This is a genomic window from Hydrogenophaga sp. T66 (assembly GCF_057219855.1).
Map to the genome: position 1 here is coordinate 1,791,050 of NZ_JBXVVX010000001.1, position 18,979 is coordinate 1,810,028.

Below are 18,979 nucleotides of genomic sequence, written 5' to 3' on the forward strand. Positions count from 1 at the left end.
GGCAGCGGGTCGGTCTCGGTCAGGCGAACCAGATCAGGGTCATCACCGCAAAGAGCGGCACCAGGATGCCCACCGACCACAGCATGTAGCCGAAAAAGCTCGGCATTTTCACGCCACGGTCCTCGGCGATGGCCTTGACCATCAGGTTGGGCGCGTTGCCGATGTAGGTATTGGCACCCATGAACACCGCCCCCGCGGAGATGGCCACCAGCGTGGGCGCCAGCGCGGTCATCAGCACCTGCGGATCGCCGCCGGCGGTGTTGAAAAACACCAGGTAGGTCGGCGCGTTGTCGAGGAAGGAGCTCAGGGCCCCGGTGGCCCAGAAGTACATGGCCGGGTTCGGCGTGCCGTCGGCGTTGGTGACCGCGGAGACGACGGCGCTGAACGGACCGTTGGCGCCGGCCTTGAGCATGGCGATGACGGGGATGATGGTCAGGAAGATCGCGGCGAACAGCTTGGCGACTTCCTGCATCGGCGCCCAGTTGAACTGGTTGCTCTCGTGGGCGCTGGCCGGCGTGATCTTGAGCGACACCAGGGTCACGATGATCAGACCGATGTCCCGCACCAGCCCGGGCAAGCCGACCTCGGTGCCCGCGATGTTGAAACTGACCGGCGACTTCCACACACCGCTGATCAGCACCAGCGAGACCACCACGCCCAGAAGGCCGAAGTTGGCGGCGCCATCAAAACCCAGTCGGGGGCTGTCGGGCGTCGGATCGACCGGGCGGATTTCCTCCCGCTTGTGGTAGTAGTACCAGTCGATCGCATAGAACAGCGCGAGCAGCACGCCGATCAGGAACAGCGTCTGCGCCCACAGGTGCACGATCGTCCAGCTGAAGGCCACGCCTTTGAGGAAGCCGAGGAACAGCGGCGGATCGCCCAGCGGGGTGAGTGCGCCACCGGCATTCGAGACGATGAAGATGAAGAACACGACCACGTGCACCTGGTGCTTGCGGTTGTCGTTCGCGCGGATCAGCGGGCGGATCAGCAGCATCGAGGCGCCGGTGGTGCCCATGAAGCTGGCCAGCACCGCGCCGATCGCCAGGATGCCGGTGTTCAGACCGGGGCTGCCGTGCAGGTTGCCGCGCACGAAGATGCCGCCCGCCACGGTGAACAGCGCGGTGAGCAGGATGATGAACGGGATGTACTCGGCCAGCGCCGCGTGGACCATCGCCACGCCAGCGGCGGAAGGACCGAAGGTCACGGCAAAGGGGATCAGGAAAGCAAGCGCCCAGGCGGCCGACACCTTGCCGAAGTGGTGGTGCCAGAAGATCGGCGCGAGCAGCGGCAGCAGCGCGATCGACAGCAGCACGCCGGCGAACGGCACACCCCAGAGCAGGGACAGCTGGCTGCCGTCGATGTCGGCAGCGGCAGCGACACCGGGCCACAGGGTGGCTGCGGCGACCAGCGCGGCCGCGGCCCATTTGTTGTATTGCATGACGTCTCCTCCGAACTGCGCGCTCAGACGGCGAGCAGGTCCACCTCGAACAGCAGGGTCGCGTTGGGCGGAATCACGCCGCCGGCGCCGCGCGCGCCGTAGCCCAGGTGCGGCGGGATCACCAGGCGGCGGGTGCCGCCCACACGCATGCCCTGCACGCCCTCGTCCCAGCCGGCGATCACATGACCGGCGCCCAGCGGGAACTCGAACGGACGGCCGCGGTCTTTGCTCGAGTCGAACTTTGAGCCCTGCTGGCCATCGTTGAAAAGCCAACCGGTGTAATGGACCTGCACGGGGCGGCCCGCCTGGGCGGTGTCGCCCTGGCCGACGACGGTGTCTTCAAACTGCAGCCCGCTGGGCGTGGTGGTCATGGTCATGGGGTTCTCCGGGTTAGAAAGCAACGGGGGATCGGGTTGGGCTCAGAGCCAGGTGGTGAAGGATTCGACGCTCTCGCGCGGGGTGTGAAAGCCGTTGACCGGCGCCTCGGGATCGGCCACGCCGAGTGCCATGCCACACACCAGCATCTCGTCCGGCCCGGCGCCCAGGTGGGGCAGGATGATCTTGGCAAAGCCGTTCCACGCCGCCTGCGGGCAGGTGTGCAGGCCCTGGGCGCGGGCGGCGATCATGATGTTCTGCAAAAACATGCCGTAGTCCACCAGCGAGCCGCGGCCCATCACCTTGCCCAGCGTGAACATCAGGCCGACCGGCGCATCAAAGAAGCGGAAATTGCGCTGGTGCTGCGCGTGCATCTTGTCTTTGTCGCCCTTGCCGATGCCCAGCAGCCCGTACAGGCCCCAGCCGTTCTCGCGGCGGCGGTCGATGTAGGGGCTGACCCATTTCTCCGGGTAGTAGTCGTATTCCTCGCGGTACTCGGCGGCCAGCGAGGGATCGGCGCGCAGCGCGTCGTGCGCGGCGCACACCATGTCCACCAGCGCGTCGCGGCTGGCGCCCTGCAGCACGTAGACCTTCCACGGCTGGGTGTTGGTGCCCGACGGCGCGCGGCTGGCCACGCGCAGGATGTGCTCGATGGTGGCGCGCGGCACGGCCGTGGGCAGGAAGGCGCGGGCGGACAGCCGGCTGGTGATGGCGGCGTCGACGCTGGCGCCGTCCAGCGGCGGGTTGAGCAAGGCGGGGGCGGGAGCGGTCATCGCAGGGTCTCCAGGGTGGTTTTGAGGGCGTCAGGCAGCGGAACCGGGCGCCGCGTGTGGCGGTCGACGTAAACGTGCACGAAGTGGCCGGCGGCCGCGCTCAGCGGCTCGCCCGCGGCAAACAGGCCGACCTCGTAACGCACACTGGAACGCCCCAGGTGCGCCACGCGCAGACCCGCCTGCACGGTTTGCGGAAAAGCCAGTGACGCGAAATAGTTGCACTGCGTCTCGATCACCAGACCGATCACCGGGCTCTCATGGATGTCCAGCGCACCGGCTTCGATCAGGTGGGCGTTCACCGCCGTGTCGAACCAGCTGTAGTACACGACGTTGTTCACGTGGCCGTACACGTCGTTGTCGGCCCAGCGCGTGCCGATGTCGCGCCAGGCGCGGTAGTGGTCGCGCGGCCGGGGCTGCGGGCGGGGGGGCTGGCTGGCGCTCATGGCGCGCGATTGTGCCAGCGGCTCAGCGCTGGGCCTGTCTCACCGGGGGAGTATCGGTGCGGGCGGCCCACGCCGCCCAGCGACGCTGGTGCTCGCACGCCACCCGCCACGTATTGACCTGAACCTGCACGGTGGTCTCCAGGTCGTGGCCGTAGCCGCCGCCCATGGCCAGCACCAGCGGCACCCGGTGCCGCCAGGCCCAGTCCATGACACGCCGGTCGCGCGCCTCGAGGCCGTCGTAGCTCAGCCGCAGGCGCCCCAGCCGGTCGCCCTCGTGGGGGTCCGCGCCGGCCAGGTAAAGCACGAGGCCCGGCTGGAAGCGGCGGTCGAGCTCATCCAGCGCCTGGTCGAGCGCGGCGAGGTAGTCGTCATCGCCGCAGCCATCGGGCAACTCGACGTCCAGATCGCTCGGCTCCTTGCGGAAGGGGAAGTTCTTGGCGCCGTGCATCGACAGGGTGAACACGCTGTCGTCCCGCGCGAACACGCGGGCGGTGCCGTTGCCCTGGTGCACGTCCAGATCGACGATCGCCACGCGCAAGGGCGCCACGCCGCGGCGGCCGCGCGCGTGCTCGGCCTGCATCAGTCGCGCCGCCACGGCGAAGTCGTTGAACACACAAAACCCGCCGCCCTTGTCGGCGTAGGCATGGTGGGTGCCGCCGGCGAGGTTGCCGGCCAGACCGCCGTCCTGCATCACCGCGCGGGCGGCCTGCAGGGTCGCACCCACGGACCGGCGCGCCCGTTCGGCCATGGCCGGGCTCCAGGGGAAGCCAATCTCGCGCTGCCGGGCGGGGTCGAGCGTGCCGTGGGCGATGGCGTCGATGTAGTCCGGGGTGTGCACCAGAGCCAGCTCGCCGTCGGTGGCCGGCAGCGCCTCGTGCATCACGATCTGCGGAAGCTCGGCCGCCAGCCGCTCGCGCAGCCGGGCGTACTTGGCCATGGGAAAACGGTGTCCGGGTGGCAGCGGCAGAACGAAATGGTCGGCGTAGAAAGCGAGCACCCGGCGATTGTGTCGGGGGGATGAATCCGGGGCGCTGCACCCCGGATTTAGGGGCTTCGCCCCAGATTGTTGCAATGCAGCAAAAAACGCTTGCGCCGCGCCGGTCGATCCCTATAATTCGGGCTATGTTGCAGCGCAGCATAGGCGGCCGGGACCTTCGGCTCGGCCCACGCAGCCCTCAACAAACTGTCCTGTCACCCACCCTCAAGGAGTTTGAAATGCTGACCGCCGAACAAATCGTTGCCGCCCAGAAAGCCCACCTGGAAACCCTCTTCGGCCTGACCCACAAGGCCTTCGAAGGCGTGGAAAAGCTGGTGGACCTGAACGTGCAAGCCACCAAGGCCGCCCTGAGCGAGACCGCCCAGAACACCCAGGCCCTGATGAGCGTCAAGGACGTCCAGGAACTGCTCGCCCTGCAGGCCAGCCTGATGCAGCCCATCGCTGAGAAGACCGTGGCCTACAGCCGCCACCTCTACGACATCGCCTCGGGCACCGGCGCCGAGTTCAGCAAGGCCGCCGAAGCCACCGCCGCCGACACCCAGAAGAAGATCCTGGCCGTCGTCGACAACGCCGCCAAGAACGCCCCCGCCGGCTCCGAAGCCGCCGTGGCCGTGATGAAGAGCGCCGTGTCCGCCGCCAGCAACGCCATGGAGTCGGTGCAGAAGGCCGTGAAGCAGGCCACCGAAATGGCCGAAGCCAATTTCAACAGCGTGACCGCCTCCGCCGTCACCGCCGCCAAGACCACCGCCGCCAAGAAGCGCTGATCTGGCCGGCCGACGGGCCGCTGTTCGGGCGATTGCCACCGCTGGATCGCCCGGACACTTGAACCACGGCCCCGCGCCCTTATCTTTCGGTTGTCTCCTCGGGTCCTTTTCGACATTCCGTTTCATCGGACCCTTCAAGCCCTCCCCGCGGAGGGCTTTTTTTATGGCCTCACGGACTGGCCCGCCGACCGCGCGCCAGCTCGGCCTGCAGGGCCGGCAGGGCCGCGCGCATCGCGGTACGACCGGCTTCGATGCTGCGCTGGCGGGCGGCGAAGTCGGCGCTGCCCACGCCCTTGAGCGCCGGTCGCACCACCACGTCGGCCGCGGCGAGTTCGTGGCGGTTGATGGTCTGGCCCATGATGGCGAAGGTCTGCAACAGCAAGCCGACGGTGTTGTCGGCCGACTGGCCTTCCGGCGCGGTGGAGATGTCCACCGCCAGCACCACTTCAGCCCCCATCTCCCGCGCCTGGCGCACCGGCACCGGCGCCACCAGCCCGCCGTCGACGTATTCGCGCCCGGCGATCGGCACCGGCGCGAACACACCGGGCACCGCGCTGGACGCGCGCACCGCGGTGGCGGTGTCGCCACGCTGGAACAACACGCCCTGGCCCGTGGCCAGATCGGTGGCCAGGACACCCAGCGGCAGCGTCATCTGCTCGATCAGGCGCGCGTCCACCGCCCGCCGGACGTATCGCGAGAGCGCTTCGCCGCGCAGCATGCCGCGCCCCAGCAACGGCAGGCTCCAGTCGGTCAGCGTCGCCTCCTCCATGGCCAGCGCGGCTTTCTCCAGTTCGGCGCCGGAGCGCCCGCTGGCGTACAGCGCAGCGACCAGGCTGCCGGCCGACGTGCCGACCACCAGATCCGGGCGAATGCCCGCCTGCTCCAGCACCTGGATCACGCCCACGTGGGCGAAGCCGCGCGCGGCACCGCCGCCCAAGGCCAAGCCCAGCCGCGGTGGCCGCATGGCGGGCGCCGCCACCGGCGGGGGGGCGACCACCGGGGGCACCGCCGGGGGCACCGCCGGGGGCACCGCCGGGGGCAACGGCTCCCCCAGCGGCACGGTCGAGCAGCCCGTCAGCACCAGCGCGGCGAGCAGCACCCCCCCCAAAGCCGATCGCCGAATCGGGATTTTATTGAGAACAATTCGCGTTAGTGTTAACATCATGATCATTGTCGCCGAGGTTCGACACCCCGCCGACCCACCGCTTCCGTTGTCATCCCTCAAGGACTTTCCATGCGTTTTCGCTTCGCTCCCCTGCTGGCCGCCGCGCTGGCCGCCACCGCCTTCACCGCTTCGGCGCAGGACAAGGTGCTCAACGTGTATTCCGCCCGCCATTACCAGACGGACGAGGTGATGTACGACACCTTCACCCGCACCACCGGCATCAAGATCAACCGGGTGGACGCGGACGACGCCGGGATTGTGGCGCGCCTGCGCGCCGAGGGTGCGGCTTCGCCGGCCGACATCGTGCTGCTGGTCGACGCCGCGCGCATGGCCGCCGCCGACGCGCAAGGCCTGTTCCAGCCGATCAAGTCGGCCAAGCTCGACGCCGCCATCCCGGCCAACCTGCGTGCCGCCCCGACCGCCGACGGCGTGACCTGGACCGGCTTTTCCACGCGGGCGCGCGTGATCGTGTACGACCCCACCCGCGTGAAGGCCGCCGACGTCGCCACCTACGAGCAACTGGCCGACCCCAAGCTCAAGGGCACGATCTGCACCCGCTCCGGCTCGCATCCGTACAACCTGTCGCTGTTCGCCACGGTGATCGAGCGCATCGGCGACCAGAAGGGCGAGGCCTGGCTGAAGGGCATCGTCGACAACATGGCGCGGGCGCCCAAGGGCGGCGACACCGACCAGATCCGCGCGGTCGCCTCGGGCGAGTGCGCCGTGGCGATCACCAACACCTACTACCTGGCCCGTCTGATGAAGTCGACCAAACCGGAAGACCGCTCGGTGGTGGACAAGGTGCGCGTCGTGTTCCCCAACCAAGGCACCAGCGGCACACACGTCAACATCGCCGGCGCGGCCGTGGCCAAGCACGCCAAGAACCGCGACGCCGCCATCCAGTTCATGGAATACCTGGCCAGCCCGTTCGCGCAGGACTATTTCGCCAACGGCAACAACGAGTTCGCCGCCGCCAAAGGCGTGAAGGTCGACAACCCGGCCCTCAAGGCGATGGGCGGCGACAACTTCAAGGTCGAGAACGTGCCGCTCGCCTCGGTGGCCAAAAACCTGACCAAAGTGCAGCAGATGCTTGACCGCGTCGGGTTCAAGTGAACACCCCCCTGCGCCGCTGACGCGGCTTCCCCCCTCCGTGGCGCGCCGGCGGCGCTTCGAGGGGGGACCACACCAGCGGCCTGGCGGAGCCAGTTCCGCGGTGTGCTGAACGCAAGCAGCCGGATCCCCCGCGCGCCCATCGAGGGCGCGGGGAATCCGGCTTCGCCGGGCCGCTGGCGCCGTCCCCTGGAGGGGGGCGCGCGCCGCGCGGCGGGGGTGGCTCTATCAATACACCTGCGGGACGTAGATTTCGCCCGGCACCTGGTGGCGCCGGTAGCCTTCGTGGCGGATGCGCTCGGGCAGGGTGATCGCGGGTCGCTCCACCTCGTGGTACGGGATGAGTGACAGCAGGTGGTGGATGCAGTTAAGACGGGCCTTTTTCTTGTCGTCGGCGGGCACCACCCACCACGGTGACTCGGGCGTGTGGGTGCGCGCGAGCATCTCTTCCTTGGCCTTGGTGTAGAGCTCCCACCGGCGGCGGCTCTCCAGATCCATGGGGCTGAGCTTCCACTGCTTGAGCGGATCATGGATGCGCCCCAGGAAGCGCGCCTCCTGCTCTTCATCGCTGATGGAGAACCAGTACTTCACCAGCTGAATGCCGGCGCGAACGAGCATCTTCTCGAACTCGGGCACGGTGCCGAAAAAGGCCTCGACCTGCTCGTCGGTGCAAAAGCCCATGACCCGCTCGACGCCGGCGCGGTTGTACCAGCTTCGGTCGAACAGCACGATCTCGCCGCCCGCGGGCAGGTGGGTGATGTAGCGCTGGAAGTACCACTGCGTGCGCTCGCGGTCGTTGGGCGCCGGCAGCGCCACCACGCGGCACACCCGCGGGTTCAGGCGCTGGGTGATGCGCTTGATCACCCCGCCCTTGCCCGCCGCGTCGCGGCCCTCAAAAATGACCACGACCTTGTGGCCGGTGGCGACGACCCAGTCCTGCAGCTTGACCAGCTCGGCCTGCAGCCGCACCAGTTCGCGGAAGTAGTGACGCCGGGCATCGGTGCCAGCGCCGTCCTCGTCGTCGATTTCCATCTCCAGCTCTTCGTCGAGGCTGTCGATGAGGTCCTGGTGGAGGCGGCGCATCAGGTCGTCGCTGGTGGTGGTCATGGCGGCAGGAAGCTGGATGGGACCGGGCGACGGTACGACGGTGGCGTGACAGTGGCGTGTCGGTGCCGTGACGCCGCAGCGTCGGTGGCGCTTGGCCGGCTGGCCGCGCGGGGCCATAATTGACGTTTACGTCAACGTCAACCCACCGGGCGCCGACCCGAGGAGCACTCCATGGACATTCAAGGCAAGGTTTTCATCGTCACCGGCGGCGCGTCCGGTCTGGGCGAAGGCACGGCGCGGCTGCTGGCCGCACACGGCGGTACCGTCGTGATCGCCGACATGCAGGCCGACAAGGGCGAGGCGGTGGCCCGCGAGATCGGCGGGGCGTTTGTGAAGTGCGACGTCAGCAGTGAAGCCGACGGGCAGGCCGTGGTGGCCAAAGCGGTGTCGCTGGGCAAACTCATGGGCCTGGTGAACTGCGCCGGCATCGCACCGGCGGAAAAGACCGTCGGTAAAAACGGCGCTCACTCGCTGGCGGTTTACACCAAGACCATCATGGTCAACCTGGTGGGCAGCTTCAACATGATCCGCCTGGCGGCCGAGGCGATGTGCAAAAACGCGCCGGAAGCCACCGGCGAGCGCGGCGTGATGATCAGCACCGCCAGCGTGGCCGCGTACGACGGCCAGATCGGGCAGGCGGCCTACGCCGCCTCCAAAGGCGGCGTGGTCGGCATGACGCTGCCGATCGCGCGCGACCTCGCCCGCAACGGCATCCGCAACATGACCATCGCCCCCGGCATCTTCGGCACGCCCATGCTCTTCGGCATGCCGCAGGAAGTGCAGGACGCGCTGGCCGCCAGCGTGCCCTTCCCCAGCCGCCTGGGCACGCCCCAGGACTACGCGCGCCTGGTCAAGCACATCATCGAAAACGACATGCTCAATGGCGAGGTGATCCGCCTCGACGGCGCCATCCGCCTCGCCCCGAAGTGAGTCCGAGCGGGGTAGAGTGGCGCGCATGACCGGCCGTCGCTCCCCGCCTTGCTCCGCCTGGGTTTCGCGCCCCCCATCCCGCGGGGCGTCGCGGCTGGCGCGCTACCTCACCCTGGGGTCGGCGCTCGGGTCGGCACTGCTGCTGGCGGCCTGCGCCCAGCGGGTGGCGCCCCGCGACACGACCGCCCTCCCCCCACCGCCCGAGGCCGCCTCCGGCCTGACCGCCAAGCCTGGCTGGCGCCACACGCGCCAGGCCGTGGCGGCCGCCCACCCGCTGGCCGCGGAGGCCGGGGCGCAGGTGCTGCGCGATGGCGGCAGCGCGCTGGACGCGGCGATCGCGGCGCAGATGGTGCTGGCGCTCGTGGAGCCGCAGTCCAGCGGGATCGGCGGCGGGGCTTTCCTCCTTCACTGGGACGGGCAGCGGGTGCGCGCCTACGACGGGCGCGAGACCGCGCCCGCCGCAGCCACGGAGTCGCTGTGGCTCGACGACGCCGGCCAGCCCCTGCCCTTCGCTGCCGCCATGACCAGCGGCCGGGCGGTGGGCGTGCCGGGTGTGGTGGCGATGCTGGAACAAGCCCACCGCGCCCACGGCACCCTGCCCTGGCCCCGGCTGCTGGCGCCCGCGATCACGCTGGCGGAGGCCGGATTTCCTGTCAGCCCGCGGCTTCATGCCCTGCTCGCCGCCGACCCGGCGCTGCGCGACGACCCGCTCGCCCGCGCCCACTTCTACCAACCCGACGGCCAGCCCCACCCGGTGGGTCATCGCCTGCGCAATCCCGAACTCGCCGCCGTCCTGCGCGCGGTGGTGCGCGACGGCGCGGCGGCGCTGCGCGACGGTCCCATCGCCCAAGCGATCGTGGCGGCCGCGCAGCGCCCGCCCCACCCCGGCGGCCTGCGACTGGAGGATCTGCGCGCCTACCAACCGTTGGTGCGCGAGCCGCTGTGCCACGACTGGACGCCCGCCGCGCGACCACTGCGGGTGTGCGGCTTCCCGCCGCCCAGCTCGGGCGCGCTGGCCATCGGCCAGATCCTGGGCCTGCTGGCCCGCACGCCGCTGGCCGCGGTGCCGCCGCTGGACGGCCGCGTGCCCACCGCCGACTGGCTCCACGCCTACCAGGAGGCCTCGCGCCTCGCGTTCGCCGACCGCGCGGCGCACGTGGCCGACCCGGCCTTTGTGGCAGCGCCGGCTGGCGACTGGTCCAGCCTGCTGGCGCCGGACTACCTGACGGCCCGCGCCGCGCGGATCGGCCCGCGCCGCGCCGACACCGCGCCAGCCGGCCAGCCCGGCCAACCCGTTGACGCGCCGCTGGCCCACGCCCCCATGCCCGACCAGCCGGAGTTCGGCACCAGCCACCTCAGCGTGGTCGACGCCCGCGGCCACGCCGTGGCCATGACCACCACCATCGAAGCCGCGTTCGGCAGCCGCCGTTTCGTCAGCACCGACCCGGCGCGCCCCGGCGGATTCCTCCTCAACAACCAGCTCACCGACTTCAGCTTCACGCCCCGCGACGCCGCCGGCCGGCCCGTGGCCAACCGCGTGCAGCCTGGCAAACGGCCACGCTCATCGATGTCGCCGACGCTGGTGTTCGACGGCCGCACCGGCGAGCTCCTCATGACCGCCGGCAGCCCCGGCGGCGCGTTGATCATTCACTACACCGCCAAGGCGCTGCTCGGCGTGTGGGCCTGGGGACTCACCCCGCAAGCCGCGCTCGACCTGCCCAACGCCGGCTCCACCGGCGGCCCGCTGCTGCTGGAAACCGGCCGATTTCCCGAGGCCACCGCCACCGCGCTGCGCGCGCGGGGCCACGCGGTGCAAGCCACCGACATGACCAGCGGCGCGCAGGCGCTGGTGCGGCGCGACGGTGTGTGGCTGGGCGGCGCCGACCCGCGCCGCGAAGGCGTCGTCGCGGGCGACTGAGCGCCCGCGCGGATTCATCAGACGTCGATGGCGGCGGCCGAGCCCGCGCGCTGGCGCAGCTCGAACTTCTGGATCTTGCCGGTGCTGGTCTTGGGCAGTTCGCCGAACACCACCGCGCGCGGCACCTTGAAGCCCGCCAGGTGTTGCCGGCAGTGCGCCACGATGGCCTCGGGTGTGGTCTGCGCGCCGGCCTTGAGTTCCACAAAGGCACACGGCGTCTCGCCCCACCGGGCGTCGGGCTTGGCCACCACCGCGGCGGCCAGCACGTCCGGGTGGCGGTAGAGCACATCCTCCACCTCGATCGAGGAGATGTTTTCGCCGCCGCTGATGATGATGTCCTTGCTGCGGTCCTTGATCTTGAAGTAGCCGTCGGGGTACTGCACGGCCAGGTCCCCGCTGTGGAACCAGCCGCCGGCAAACGCCTCCTGCGTCGCCTTCGGGTTCTTCAGGTAGCCCTTCATGGCGATGTTGCCCTTGAACATGATCTCGCCCATGGTCTGACCGTCGGCCGGCACCGGCTTCATCGTCTGCGGGTCGAGCACGCGCACGTCGCGCTGCAGGTGATAGCGCACGCCCTGGCGGGCGTTGAGCCGCGCGCGCTCACCGATGTCCAGGGCATCCCAGGCCTCGTGCTTGGCACAGACCGTGGCCGGCCCGTAGACCTCGGTGAGCCCGTACACATGGGTCAGGTCAAAACCCATCTGCTCCATGCCTTCGATCATCGACGCCGGTGGCGCCGCGCCCGCCACCATGGCCCGGATGCCGGACGGCAGGCCCGCCTTCATCGCTTCCGGCGCATTCACCAGCAGCCCGTGCACGATGGGCGCACCGCAGTAGTGGGTCACGCCATGCTCGCGCATCGCGTCAAAGATCGCCTGCGCCTCCACCCGGCGCAGGCACACATTCACGCCGGCGCGCGCCGCCACGGTCCAGGGGAAACACCAGCCGTTGCAGTGGAACATCGGCAGTGTCCAGAGGTAGACCGCGTGCTTGGGCATGTCCCACTCCAGCACGTTGGAGATCGCGTTGATGGCCGCGCCGCGGTGGTGGTAGACCACGCCCTTGGGGTTGCCGGTCGTGCCGCTGGTGTAGTTGAGCGCGATCGCGTCCCACTCGTCCTCGGGCCACACGGCCGGCGCCTGCGGGTCGCCGCCGGCGAGAAAGCGCTCGTAATCCACGCTGCCGATCGGCTGCGCCGGCCCGGTGAACAGCGGATCGTGCACATCGATCACCAGCACCGGCTCCTGGCGCTGGCGCAGCGCCAGCGCGCGCGCCATCACCGGCGCGAACTCGGGATCGACGATCACCACCCGGGCTTCGCCGTGGTCCAGCATGAACGCAATCGTCTCGGCGTCCAGCCGGGTGTTCAACGCGTTGAGCACCGCGCCAGCCATCGGCACGCCGAAATGCGCCTCCACCATCGGCGGCGTGTTGGGCAGCATCACCGCCACCGTGTCGTTTTTGCCGATCCCCGCCGCCCGCAGCGCGCTGGCCAGCCGGCGGCAGCGCTCCAGCGTCTGGCCCCAGGTCTGGCGCAGCGGGCCGTGCACGATGGCGAGCCGGTCGGGATAGACCTCGGCGGTGCGCTCCAGAAACATGAGGGGCGACAGCGGCGCGAAATTGGCCGCGTTGCGCGGCAGGTCCTGATCGAAATGGTGGGTCATGCAGGATGTCTCCGGGGTGTTCATGGCGCGGACGGCACGGTGCGAGGAGGTGCTGGGCGAGAATAGGCCGGTGGCCATCCCGCAATCGTTCATCCAGGAGTTGCTCGGCCGCGTCGACATCGTCGACGTGGTCGGCCGCTACGTGCCCCTGAAGAAGGGCGGGGCCAACCTCATGGGCCTGTGCCCCTTCCACGGCGAAAAATCGCCCTCATTCAGCGTTAGTCCGTCGAAACAGTTCTATCACTGCTTCGGCTGCGGCGCCAACGGGAATGCCATCGGTTTCCTGATGGAACACGCCGGCATGAACTTCGTGGAAGCGGTCAAGGAACTGGCCCAGCAGACCGGCTTGAGCGTGCCCGAGGACGAGGCATCGCCACAGGACCGCGAGCGCGCCGCGCGCCAGCGGGAAAAGCAGGCCACGCTGACCGATGTGCTCGAAAAAGCCGCGCGCGCCTACCAGAAGGACCTGAAAGGGGCGGCGCGGGCGGTCGGGTACCTGAAGGGCCGCGGCCTCTCGGGCCAGATCGCCAAGGTGTTCGGTCTGGGCTACGCCCCCGAGGGCTGGCGGCATCTCGCCAGCGTGTTCCCCGACTACGCCGACCCGCTGCTGGTGGAGTCGGGCCTCGTCATTGAGCACGCCGATGAGAAAGGCGCCAGCGGCGAGGCCAAGCGCTACGACCGCTTCCGCGACCGCATCATGTTCCCGATCCGCAACGTCAAGGGCGAGTGCATCGGCTTCGGCGGGCGCGTGCTGGACAAGGGCGAACCCAAGTACCTCAATTCGCCCGAGACGCCGGTGTTCAGCAAGGGCCGCGAGCTGTACGGCCTGTTCGAGGCCCGCACGGCCATCCGTCAGCTCGGCTACGCCCTGGTGACCGAGGGCTACATGGACGTCGTTGCCCTCGCCCAGTTGGGCTTTGCCAACGCGGTGGCCACGCTGGGCACCGCCTGCACGCCCGACCACGTGCAGAAGCTGTTCCGTTTCACCGACGCGGTCGTCTTCAGCTTCGACGGCGACGCCGCCGGCCGGCGCGCCGCCCGCAAAGCGCTCGACGCCGCGCTCCCGCTGGCCACCGACACGCGCCGGGTGGCCTTCCTGTTCCTGCCCGCCGAACACGATCCCGACAGCTACATCCGCGAGCACGGCACCGACGCCTTTGCCGAACGGGTGAAGGAGGCCGTGCCGCTGTCGCGCTTCCTGCTGGAAGCGGCCGCGGCGGACTGCGACCTGGCGACCGCCGAAGGCCGCGCCCGCATGGCCAGCCAGGCCCGTGGCTTGTGGACCGCCCTGCCCGACGGCGCGCTCAAGGCCCAGCTGCTGGGCGAGATCGCCGAGCGGGCGGCGCTGGACGCGCTGGACCTGCAGCGCCTGTGGGGCGCCGCGGCAGCCGGCCCGGGCGCCGCCCGCCGACCCCGGCCGGCCGACAGCGAGCCGCGCCCGGAGCGCGCGCGCGGCGACTCCGGCAACGCCCCCCGCCATGCGTGGCGGGCCCGTCCGGCGCCCCTGCGCCGCGGCGTGGTGAGCCGCGAGGACCGGGTGCTGGGCCTGCTGCTGGGCAACCCGCGCGCCTGGGACGCGCTCTCGGCCGACGACCACCACCTGCTTGCCGCGCTGCCCGCGCCGCACGGCCCGCTGCTGGCCTGGCTGGAGGCCCAGATCCACGAACACGGCCCGCAAGCCTGGGCCGCCCTGCGTGAGGCCTTGCGCGGCCACGCGCACGAGGCGGCCGCGGTGCAGGCGGTCGACACACTCGCCCTGACCCCGGGGGCGGAAGACGACCACGAAGAACTCGGCGGCGTCATGCTGCGGCTGCGGATTGACCGCCTCAAGGCCCTGGAAAGCGAGGCCATCGCCGAAGCGGCGCATGACCCCGCGGCCCGGCGTCGCTACGCCGAACTGCAAGCCCAGCGCAAGGCCCTGGAACACCAGATCGGGGCCGCGCCGGTATAATCCACGGCTTGCACCGCAAGCGCGACAGCAGCACCTCCGGTTCCGGCCCGGCCCCCTCTTGGGGCTACATGGCGCACCCGCCTGGCCACCCCGGCGCCCCTAGGGCCCGGCGGCACCCCGCAAGGACTGCACACCAAATGTTCGCCCACCCAGCTTGCAGGGCCGCGTTTCCCGGCGAATCGCGGCCCTTGTGTTTCACAAATCCCCCGGTTGAGTCCGCCCCGCGCGGCCCCATCTGGCGTTTGTGGTCTGTTTCGCCGGTCTCCATTGACGTTTGCTGAGGTTTTCATGCCCACGAAGAAGTCCAGTACGCCCGCCGCTGCCAGCCCCAAGTCCGCCCAGAAGGCCTCCGCAAAAGCGGCCCCGGCGGCCCCCGCCAAGAAAGCCCCCGCAGTGACGACGAAGACCCCCGCGAAAGCGGCCGTGAAAGCCGACAAGGCCGCCCCGGCCAAGACCGCCAAGAAGACCAAGGCCGAGGAACTCGACGACACCCTGACCGACGCCGAACCCGCGCCCAAGAAAAAAGCCGGCCGTCCCGCCAAAGCCGAAGCCCCCGCCGCTGAGAAACCGGCGGCCAAGCGCGGCCGCAAACCCAAGGCCGCGGCCAAGGAAGAAGCCGACCTCGACGACGCCGATCTGAGCGATATCGAAGAGGATCTCGCGGAAGAGCTGCCGGAGGAAACCACCGACGAATCGCAGCCGGCCGAAAAGGCCAAGCCGCTGCGCATGAAGATCAGCAAGGCCAAGGAGCGCGCGCTGATGAAGGAATTCGGGCTGGACGAAACCGTCCTGTCCGAAGAGGAAGCCCGGGCCCGCCGCGAGCGCCTCAAGACCCTGATCAAGCTCGGCAAGACCCGCGGCTACCTCACGCACGGCGAAATCAACGACCACCTGCCCGACAAGCTGGTCGAAGCCGAGACCCTGGAAGTCGTGGTCTCGCTGCTCAACGACATGGGCGTGGCCGTCTACGAGCAGACGCCCGACGCCGAAACCCTGCTGCTGAACAACACCGGCCCCACCGCCGCCACCGAAGAGGAAGCGGAAGAGGAAGCCGAAGCCGCGCTGTCCACCGTGGACAGCGAATTCGGCCGCACCACCGACCCCGTGCGCATGTACATGCGCGAAATGGGCACGGTGGAACTGCTCACCCGCGAGGGCGAGATCGAAATCGCCAAGCGCATCGAGGCCGGCCTCAACGACATGATGGCCGCCATCAGCGAGAGCCCCGCCACCATCGCCGAGATCCTGGCCATGGCCGAAGAGATCCGCGAAGGCAAAGTGGTGATCTCCACGGTGGTGGATGGCTTTGCCGACGCCGATGAAGCCGACGACTACGTGGCCGAGGAAGACTTCGACGATTACGACGAGTCGGACGACGACGACGGCAAGGGCGGCTCCAAGGCGCTGACGCGCAAGCTCGAAGAACTCAAGCGCGAAGCGCTGGAGCGTTTCGACGCCATGCGCTCCCTGTTCGAGAAGCTGCACAAGATCTACGACAAGGAAGGCTACGGCGGCCCGAGCTACATCAAGACGCAGCAGGCGATCACCGAGAAGCTGATGACCATCCGCTTCACCGCCAAGGCCATCGAGAAGCTCTGCAGCACGCTGCGCAGCCAGGTCGACGAGGTGCGCAAGAAGGAGCGCGAGCTGCGCCGCATCATCGTGGACAAGTGCGGCATGCCGCAGGAGACCTTCATCAAGGACTTCCCGCCCAACCTGCTCAACCTGAAGTGGGTGGAGAAGCAGGCCGCCGCTGGCAAGCCCTGGAGCACGGTGCTGGAGCGCAACATTCCGCCGGTGCAGGAGCTCCAGCGCGGTCTGATCGACATCCAGAACAGCGTGGTCGTGCCCATCGACCACCTCAAGGACATCCACAAGCGGATGAACAACGGCGAGGCATCGTCCCGCGACGCCAAGAAGGAGATGATCGAGGCCAACCTGCGTCTGGTCATCTCGATCGCCAAGAAGTACACCAACCGCGGCCTGCAGTTCCTGGATCTGATCCAGGAAGGCAACATCGGTCTGATGAAGGCGGTGGACAAGTTCGAATACCGCCGCGGCTACAAGTTTTCGACCTACGCCACCTGGTGGATCCGCCAGGCCATCACCCGCTCGATCGCCGACCAGGCGCGCACCATCCGCATCCCGGTGCACATGATCGAGACGATCAACAAGATGAACCGGATCAGCCGTCAGCACCTGCAGGAGTTCGGCTTCGAACCCGACGCCTCCATCCTCGCCGAGAAGATGGACATGCCGGAGGACAAGATCCGCAAGATCATGAAGATCGCCAAGGAGCCGATCTCGATGGAAACCCCCATCGGCGACGACGACGACTCGCACCTGGGCGACTTCATCGAGGACCAGACCAACACCGCGCCGATCGAAGCCGCCATGCAGGCCGGCCTGCGCGAGGTGGTCAAGGAAATCCTCGACAGCCTGACCCCGCGCGAAGCCAAGGTCCTGCGCATGCGCTTCGGCATCGAAATGTCCACCGACCACACGCTGGAAGAAGTGGGCAAGCAGTTCGACGTGACCCGCGAGCGGATCCGCCAGATCGAGAGCAAAGCCGTGCGCAAGCTCAAGCACCCCAGCCGCAGCGACAAGCTGCGCAGCTTCATCGACTCGCTGTAAGTCGCGCAGTCCGACAGAAGCAAACAAAGGGAGCCTCGGCTCCCTTTGTGTTTGTCGCGTGTGACGAGTTCGTCGCAGGAGTAAACGCGACAGCGGCCGTCCGGATTGTTTGCCGACGAGGTGGCCTGGCGCAGGTGCCGCTGGCCCTCCTGGTCCAGCTCAACGAATTCGGCCAAGTGCTCGCGCTTGAGCGGATTGGTCTTGAGCGTGAAGTGCTGGTTGGTCCGAAGGTCGTGGATCCACAGCTGCTTCGTCCACGCAATCGCCATCGCTCATGCCGTCATCGCGCAGCACGTTGCAGTGATTCCAGAGTTTCTGAACGAGGGTGGGTGTTCATGTCTTCAGCTTCGAAAGCGTGCGCAACGCATCGCGCAGTTTTTGCAAGCGCCCTTGGCTGGACGCATCGCCCGGTAGATGCCCGGCCAGCGAGGTGTTGAAGTCCGCGTCGGCCAACAAATGGCTGAAGGCCTGGGCCAGATACACCCGCAGTTCTTCTGGCGCCTCGGCGCACTCAGACAATAGCTCAGGGCGTCGGTCCACCACGGTGATGATGTCCTCCAGATCGTGGCTGCCCAGATAGTCGAGCTGTCCATCGGCGTTGCGGCCCCGGTCGTGGAATGCTTCCAGCTTGGTGGCGATGAAGACCGGCGCGCTGATGAGGCGGATGTTCAATCCTGAGGCCAGCACGACCGTGGAGGCGGTCTCTACCGCCAACGGATACCAGCGGTTGGCAAACCCCAGGATGTCCGGCACCGTGGGCATCACGTCCACCGTGACAGAGCCGTACACCCAGCGACAGATGGGCGCGCCCGGGCGCGTGTCGTTGCTGAAGCCACGCGCACGGACCTGATCTTCGATGGCGTGATAGTCGCGGGCCGTGAGCGCCTCGGCAATGATGTCCACGTCTTCGGTGATGCGGATGCGGTCCGGGCGCACTTGCGTGAGCAACAGGCCCGCCGCGCAGCCACCTACAAATACCACGTCCTCGCACACCGGGCCCAGGGCGCTGGCCACCAGCTCCAGGATGGCCAGATTGGGGTTGCTCACTTCAATCGCTCCTCCAGCATGCCGCGCACCAGCTCGCGCTCACGCGCCTGCCCGATGCGCAGGGCATCAAACAGCGCCAGCAGTTCGTAAAACGCCGGGTCCAACTGCGCCGCCAAGGGCAGCTTGGGGTACAGCGGCAGCAGGGTCGTGCCGCGCGTCGTGCCTTCGGCGTGCGGCCACACGGGCGGCAACTCGTCCGAAAACATCACCTTGGACCTCAGCGGCTCCACCCCCTGCGCCGTGGGAAAACCCACCGTGACCTCCCCCCGCACCGGCGGGAAAAAGTACACCGCCCCTTGAAGCACCAAAGGCCGGAAGGCGGGCATCACCAGACAGGGCACACCATTCACCTCGGTCAGCAGCCGCGACGCCGACAGGCGCGCCATGCAAGCGTGGGCCTCAAAAGGCGACAGGTGCAGGGCCTCGGCCAAGGCCGCGTAAGGCAAGCGCTGCCCCTTGAGGCAGACCAGCTTGAAGGCCACCGCGAGGTCTTGCGGCTTCAGCGTCCACTGGGCGTGGCTCAGCCGCGATTTGATGCCAGAACTGCTCACACTGGACTCCATACGCAATATGCATATGGAATATGCCATGGCTTCATTGGATTTTCAACCAACTATCGACCGAATGTATGCGATCTGCATACTGCATTTATATTCGCTGTTC

Annotated in this window: 16 protein-coding genes; 6 read left to right on the forward strand and 10 right to left on the reverse strand. The window is 68.6% G+C overall.

Annotation, left to right across the window (positions count from 1 at the left end; translation table 11 throughout):
• Window positions 1-19: 19 nt before the first annotated feature.
• From AC2D80_RS08230 to AC2D80_RS08250, 5 genes are read right to left on the reverse strand one after another with little or no spacing between them, the layout of a single operon-like run.
• Entirely contained in the window at window positions 20-1,438 is a 1,419-nt protein-coding gene (locus AC2D80_RS08230; RefSeq protein ID WP_484632482.1) for a sodium:proton antiporter, read from the reverse strand.
• A gap of 23 nt (window positions 1,439-1,461) precedes the next feature.
• Window positions 1,462-1,815 carry an FKBP-type peptidyl-prolyl cis-trans isomerase gene (locus AC2D80_RS08235; RefSeq protein WP_484632483.1) on the reverse strand — a complete coding sequence of 118 codons (354 nt, stop codon included), beginning with the start codon at window positions 1,813-1,815 and terminating at the stop codon, window positions 1,462-1,464.
• A 42-nt stretch (window positions 1,816-1,857) separates the two neighbouring features.
• Entirely contained in the window at window positions 1,858-2,586 is a 729-nt protein-coding gene (locus AC2D80_RS08240) for a nitroreductase (protein ID WP_484632484.1), read from the reverse strand.
• Window positions 2,583-3,029 (reverse strand): acyl-CoA thioesterase, encoded by a 447-nt coding sequence (locus AC2D80_RS08245; RefSeq protein WP_484632485.1) that lies wholly within the window; start codon window positions 3,027-3,029, stop codon window positions 2,583-2,585. Before AC2D80_RS08245 ends, AC2D80_RS08240 begins: the two co-directional genes overlap by 4 nt.
• A gap of 22 nt (window positions 3,030-3,051) precedes the next feature.
• Entirely contained in the window at window positions 3,052-4,026 is a 975-nt protein-coding gene (locus AC2D80_RS08250; RefSeq protein ID WP_484632486.1) for a histone deacetylase family protein, read from the reverse strand.
• 218 nt (window positions 4,027-4,244) lie between these two features.
• Between AC2D80_RS08250 and AC2D80_RS08255 the strand changes: the two genes are divergently transcribed.
• The gene (locus AC2D80_RS08255) at window positions 4,245-4,790 is read left to right on the forward strand and encodes a phasin family protein (RefSeq protein ID WP_484632487.1); all 546 of its coding nucleotides are present in this window, start codon (window positions 4,245-4,247) and stop codon (window positions 4,788-4,790) included.
• A 169-nt stretch (window positions 4,791-4,959) separates the two neighbouring features.
• Here AC2D80_RS08255 and AC2D80_RS08260 read toward each other — a convergent pair whose 3' ends face one another.
• Window positions 4,960-5,889: a patatin-like phospholipase family protein gene (locus AC2D80_RS08260; protein WP_484632488.1), complete on the reverse strand. Its 930-nt coding sequence runs from the start codon at window positions 5,887-5,889 to the stop codon at window positions 4,960-4,962.
• 135 nt (window positions 5,890-6,024) lie between these two features.
• On the opposite strand from AC2D80_RS08260, the gene AC2D80_RS08265 reads away from it, so the two are divergent.
• Window positions 6,025-7,068 (forward strand): extracellular solute-binding protein, encoded by a 1,044-nt coding sequence (locus AC2D80_RS08265; RefSeq protein WP_484632489.1) that lies wholly within the window; start codon window positions 6,025-6,027, stop codon window positions 7,066-7,068.
• Between the two features lie 225 nt (window positions 7,069-7,293).
• Here AC2D80_RS08265 and ppk2 read toward each other — a convergent pair whose 3' ends face one another.
• The gene (gene ppk2, locus AC2D80_RS08270) at window positions 7,294-8,172 is read right to left on the reverse strand and encodes a polyphosphate kinase 2 (RefSeq protein ID WP_484632490.1); all 879 of its coding nucleotides are present in this window, start codon (window positions 8,170-8,172) and stop codon (window positions 7,294-7,296) included.
• A 171-nt stretch (window positions 8,173-8,343) separates the two neighbouring features.
• Between ppk2 and AC2D80_RS08275 the strand changes: the two genes are divergently transcribed.
• Window positions 8,344-9,102 (forward strand): 3-hydroxyacyl-CoA dehydrogenase, encoded by a 759-nt coding sequence (locus tag AC2D80_RS08275; RefSeq protein ID WP_484632491.1) that lies wholly within the window; start codon window positions 8,344-8,346, stop codon window positions 9,100-9,102.
• Window positions 9,103-9,127: 25 nt separating this feature from the next.
• On the forward strand, window positions 9,128-11,020 hold the full coding sequence (locus AC2D80_RS08280) for a gamma-glutamyltransferase family protein (protein ID WP_484632492.1): 1,893 nt from the start codon (window positions 9,128-9,130) through the stop codon (window positions 11,018-11,020).
• Between the two features lie 17 nt (window positions 11,021-11,037).
• Here the strand turns inward: AC2D80_RS08280 and AC2D80_RS08285 are convergent, their stop codons facing one another.
• Entirely contained in the window at window positions 11,038-12,684 is a 1,647-nt protein-coding gene (locus AC2D80_RS08285; protein ID WP_484632493.1) for an acyl-CoA synthetase, read from the reverse strand.
• A 70-nt stretch (window positions 12,685-12,754) separates the two neighbouring features.
• Between AC2D80_RS08285 and dnaG the strand changes: the two genes are divergently transcribed.
• Both dnaG and rpoD read left to right on the forward strand, forming a co-directional pair.
• Window positions 12,755-14,635 carry a DNA primase gene (gene dnaG / locus AC2D80_RS08290; RefSeq protein ID WP_484632667.1) on the forward strand — a complete coding sequence of 627 codons (1,881 nt, stop codon included), beginning with the start codon at window positions 12,755-12,757 and terminating at the stop codon, window positions 14,633-14,635.
• 288 nt (window positions 14,636-14,923) lie between these two features.
• Window positions 14,924-17,269: an RNA polymerase sigma factor RpoD gene (rpoD, locus tag AC2D80_RS08295; RefSeq protein WP_484632494.1), complete on the forward strand. Its 2,346-nt coding sequence runs from the start codon at window positions 14,924-14,926 to the stop codon at window positions 17,267-17,269.
• 333 nt (window positions 17,270-17,602) lie between these two features.
• Here rpoD and AC2D80_RS08300 read toward each other — a convergent pair whose 3' ends face one another.
• Window positions 17,603-18,316, reverse strand: a complete 714-nt coding sequence (locus AC2D80_RS08300) for a hypothetical protein (protein ID WP_484632495.1) — start codon at window positions 18,314-18,316, stop codon at window positions 17,603-17,605.
• Window positions 18,313-18,867 (reverse strand): hypothetical protein, encoded by a 555-nt coding sequence (locus AC2D80_RS08305; RefSeq protein WP_484632496.1) that lies wholly within the window; start codon window positions 18,865-18,867, stop codon window positions 18,313-18,315. The genes AC2D80_RS08300 and AC2D80_RS08305 overlap by 4 nt, the downstream gene beginning before the upstream one ends.
• Between the last annotated feature and the right edge of the window lie 112 nt (window positions 18,868-18,979).

Excerpts from the sequence above, each read along its gene's own strand:
- AC2D80_RS08285 (WP_484632493.1), bottom strand. The coding sequence starts at position 12,684 with ATGACCCACCATTTCGATCAGGACCTGCCGCGCAACGCGGCCAATTTC.
- AC2D80_RS08235 (WP_484632483.1), bottom strand. The coding sequence starts at position 1,815 with ATGACCATGACCACCACGCCCAGCGGGCTGCAGTTTGAAGACACCGTC.
- AC2D80_RS08240 (WP_484632484.1), bottom strand. The coding sequence starts at position 2,586 with ATGACCGCTCCCGCCCCCGCCTTGCTCAACCCGCCGCTGGACGGCGCC.
- AC2D80_RS08280 (WP_484632492.1), top strand. The coding sequence starts at position 9,128 with ATGACCGGCCGTCGCTCCCCGCCTTGCTCCGCCTGGGTTTCGCGCCCC.
- AC2D80_RS08245 (WP_484632485.1), bottom strand. The coding sequence starts at position 3,029 with ATGAGCGCCAGCCAGCCCCCCCGCCCGCAGCCCCGGCCGCGCGACCAC.
- AC2D80_RS08275 (WP_484632491.1), top strand. The coding sequence starts at position 8,344 with ATGGACATTCAAGGCAAGGTTTTCATCGTCACCGGCGGCGCGTCCGGT.
- AC2D80_RS08230 (WP_484632482.1), bottom strand. The coding sequence starts at position 1,438 with ATGCAATACAACAAATGGGCCGCGGCCGCGCTGGTCGCCGCAGCCACC.
- ppk2 (WP_484632490.1), bottom strand. The coding sequence starts at position 8,172 with ATGACCACCACCAGCGACGACCTGATGCGCCGCCTCCACCAGGACCTC.
- rpoD (WP_484632494.1), top strand. The coding sequence starts at position 14,924 with ATGCCCACGAAGAAGTCCAGTACGCCCGCCGCTGCCAGCCCCAAGTCC.
- AC2D80_RS08255 (WP_484632487.1), top strand. The coding sequence starts at position 4,245 with ATGCTGACCGCCGAACAAATCGTTGCCGCCCAGAAAGCCCACCTGGAA.
- AC2D80_RS08265 (WP_484632489.1), top strand. The coding sequence starts at position 6,025 with ATGCGTTTTCGCTTCGCTCCCCTGCTGGCCGCCGCGCTGGCCGCCACC.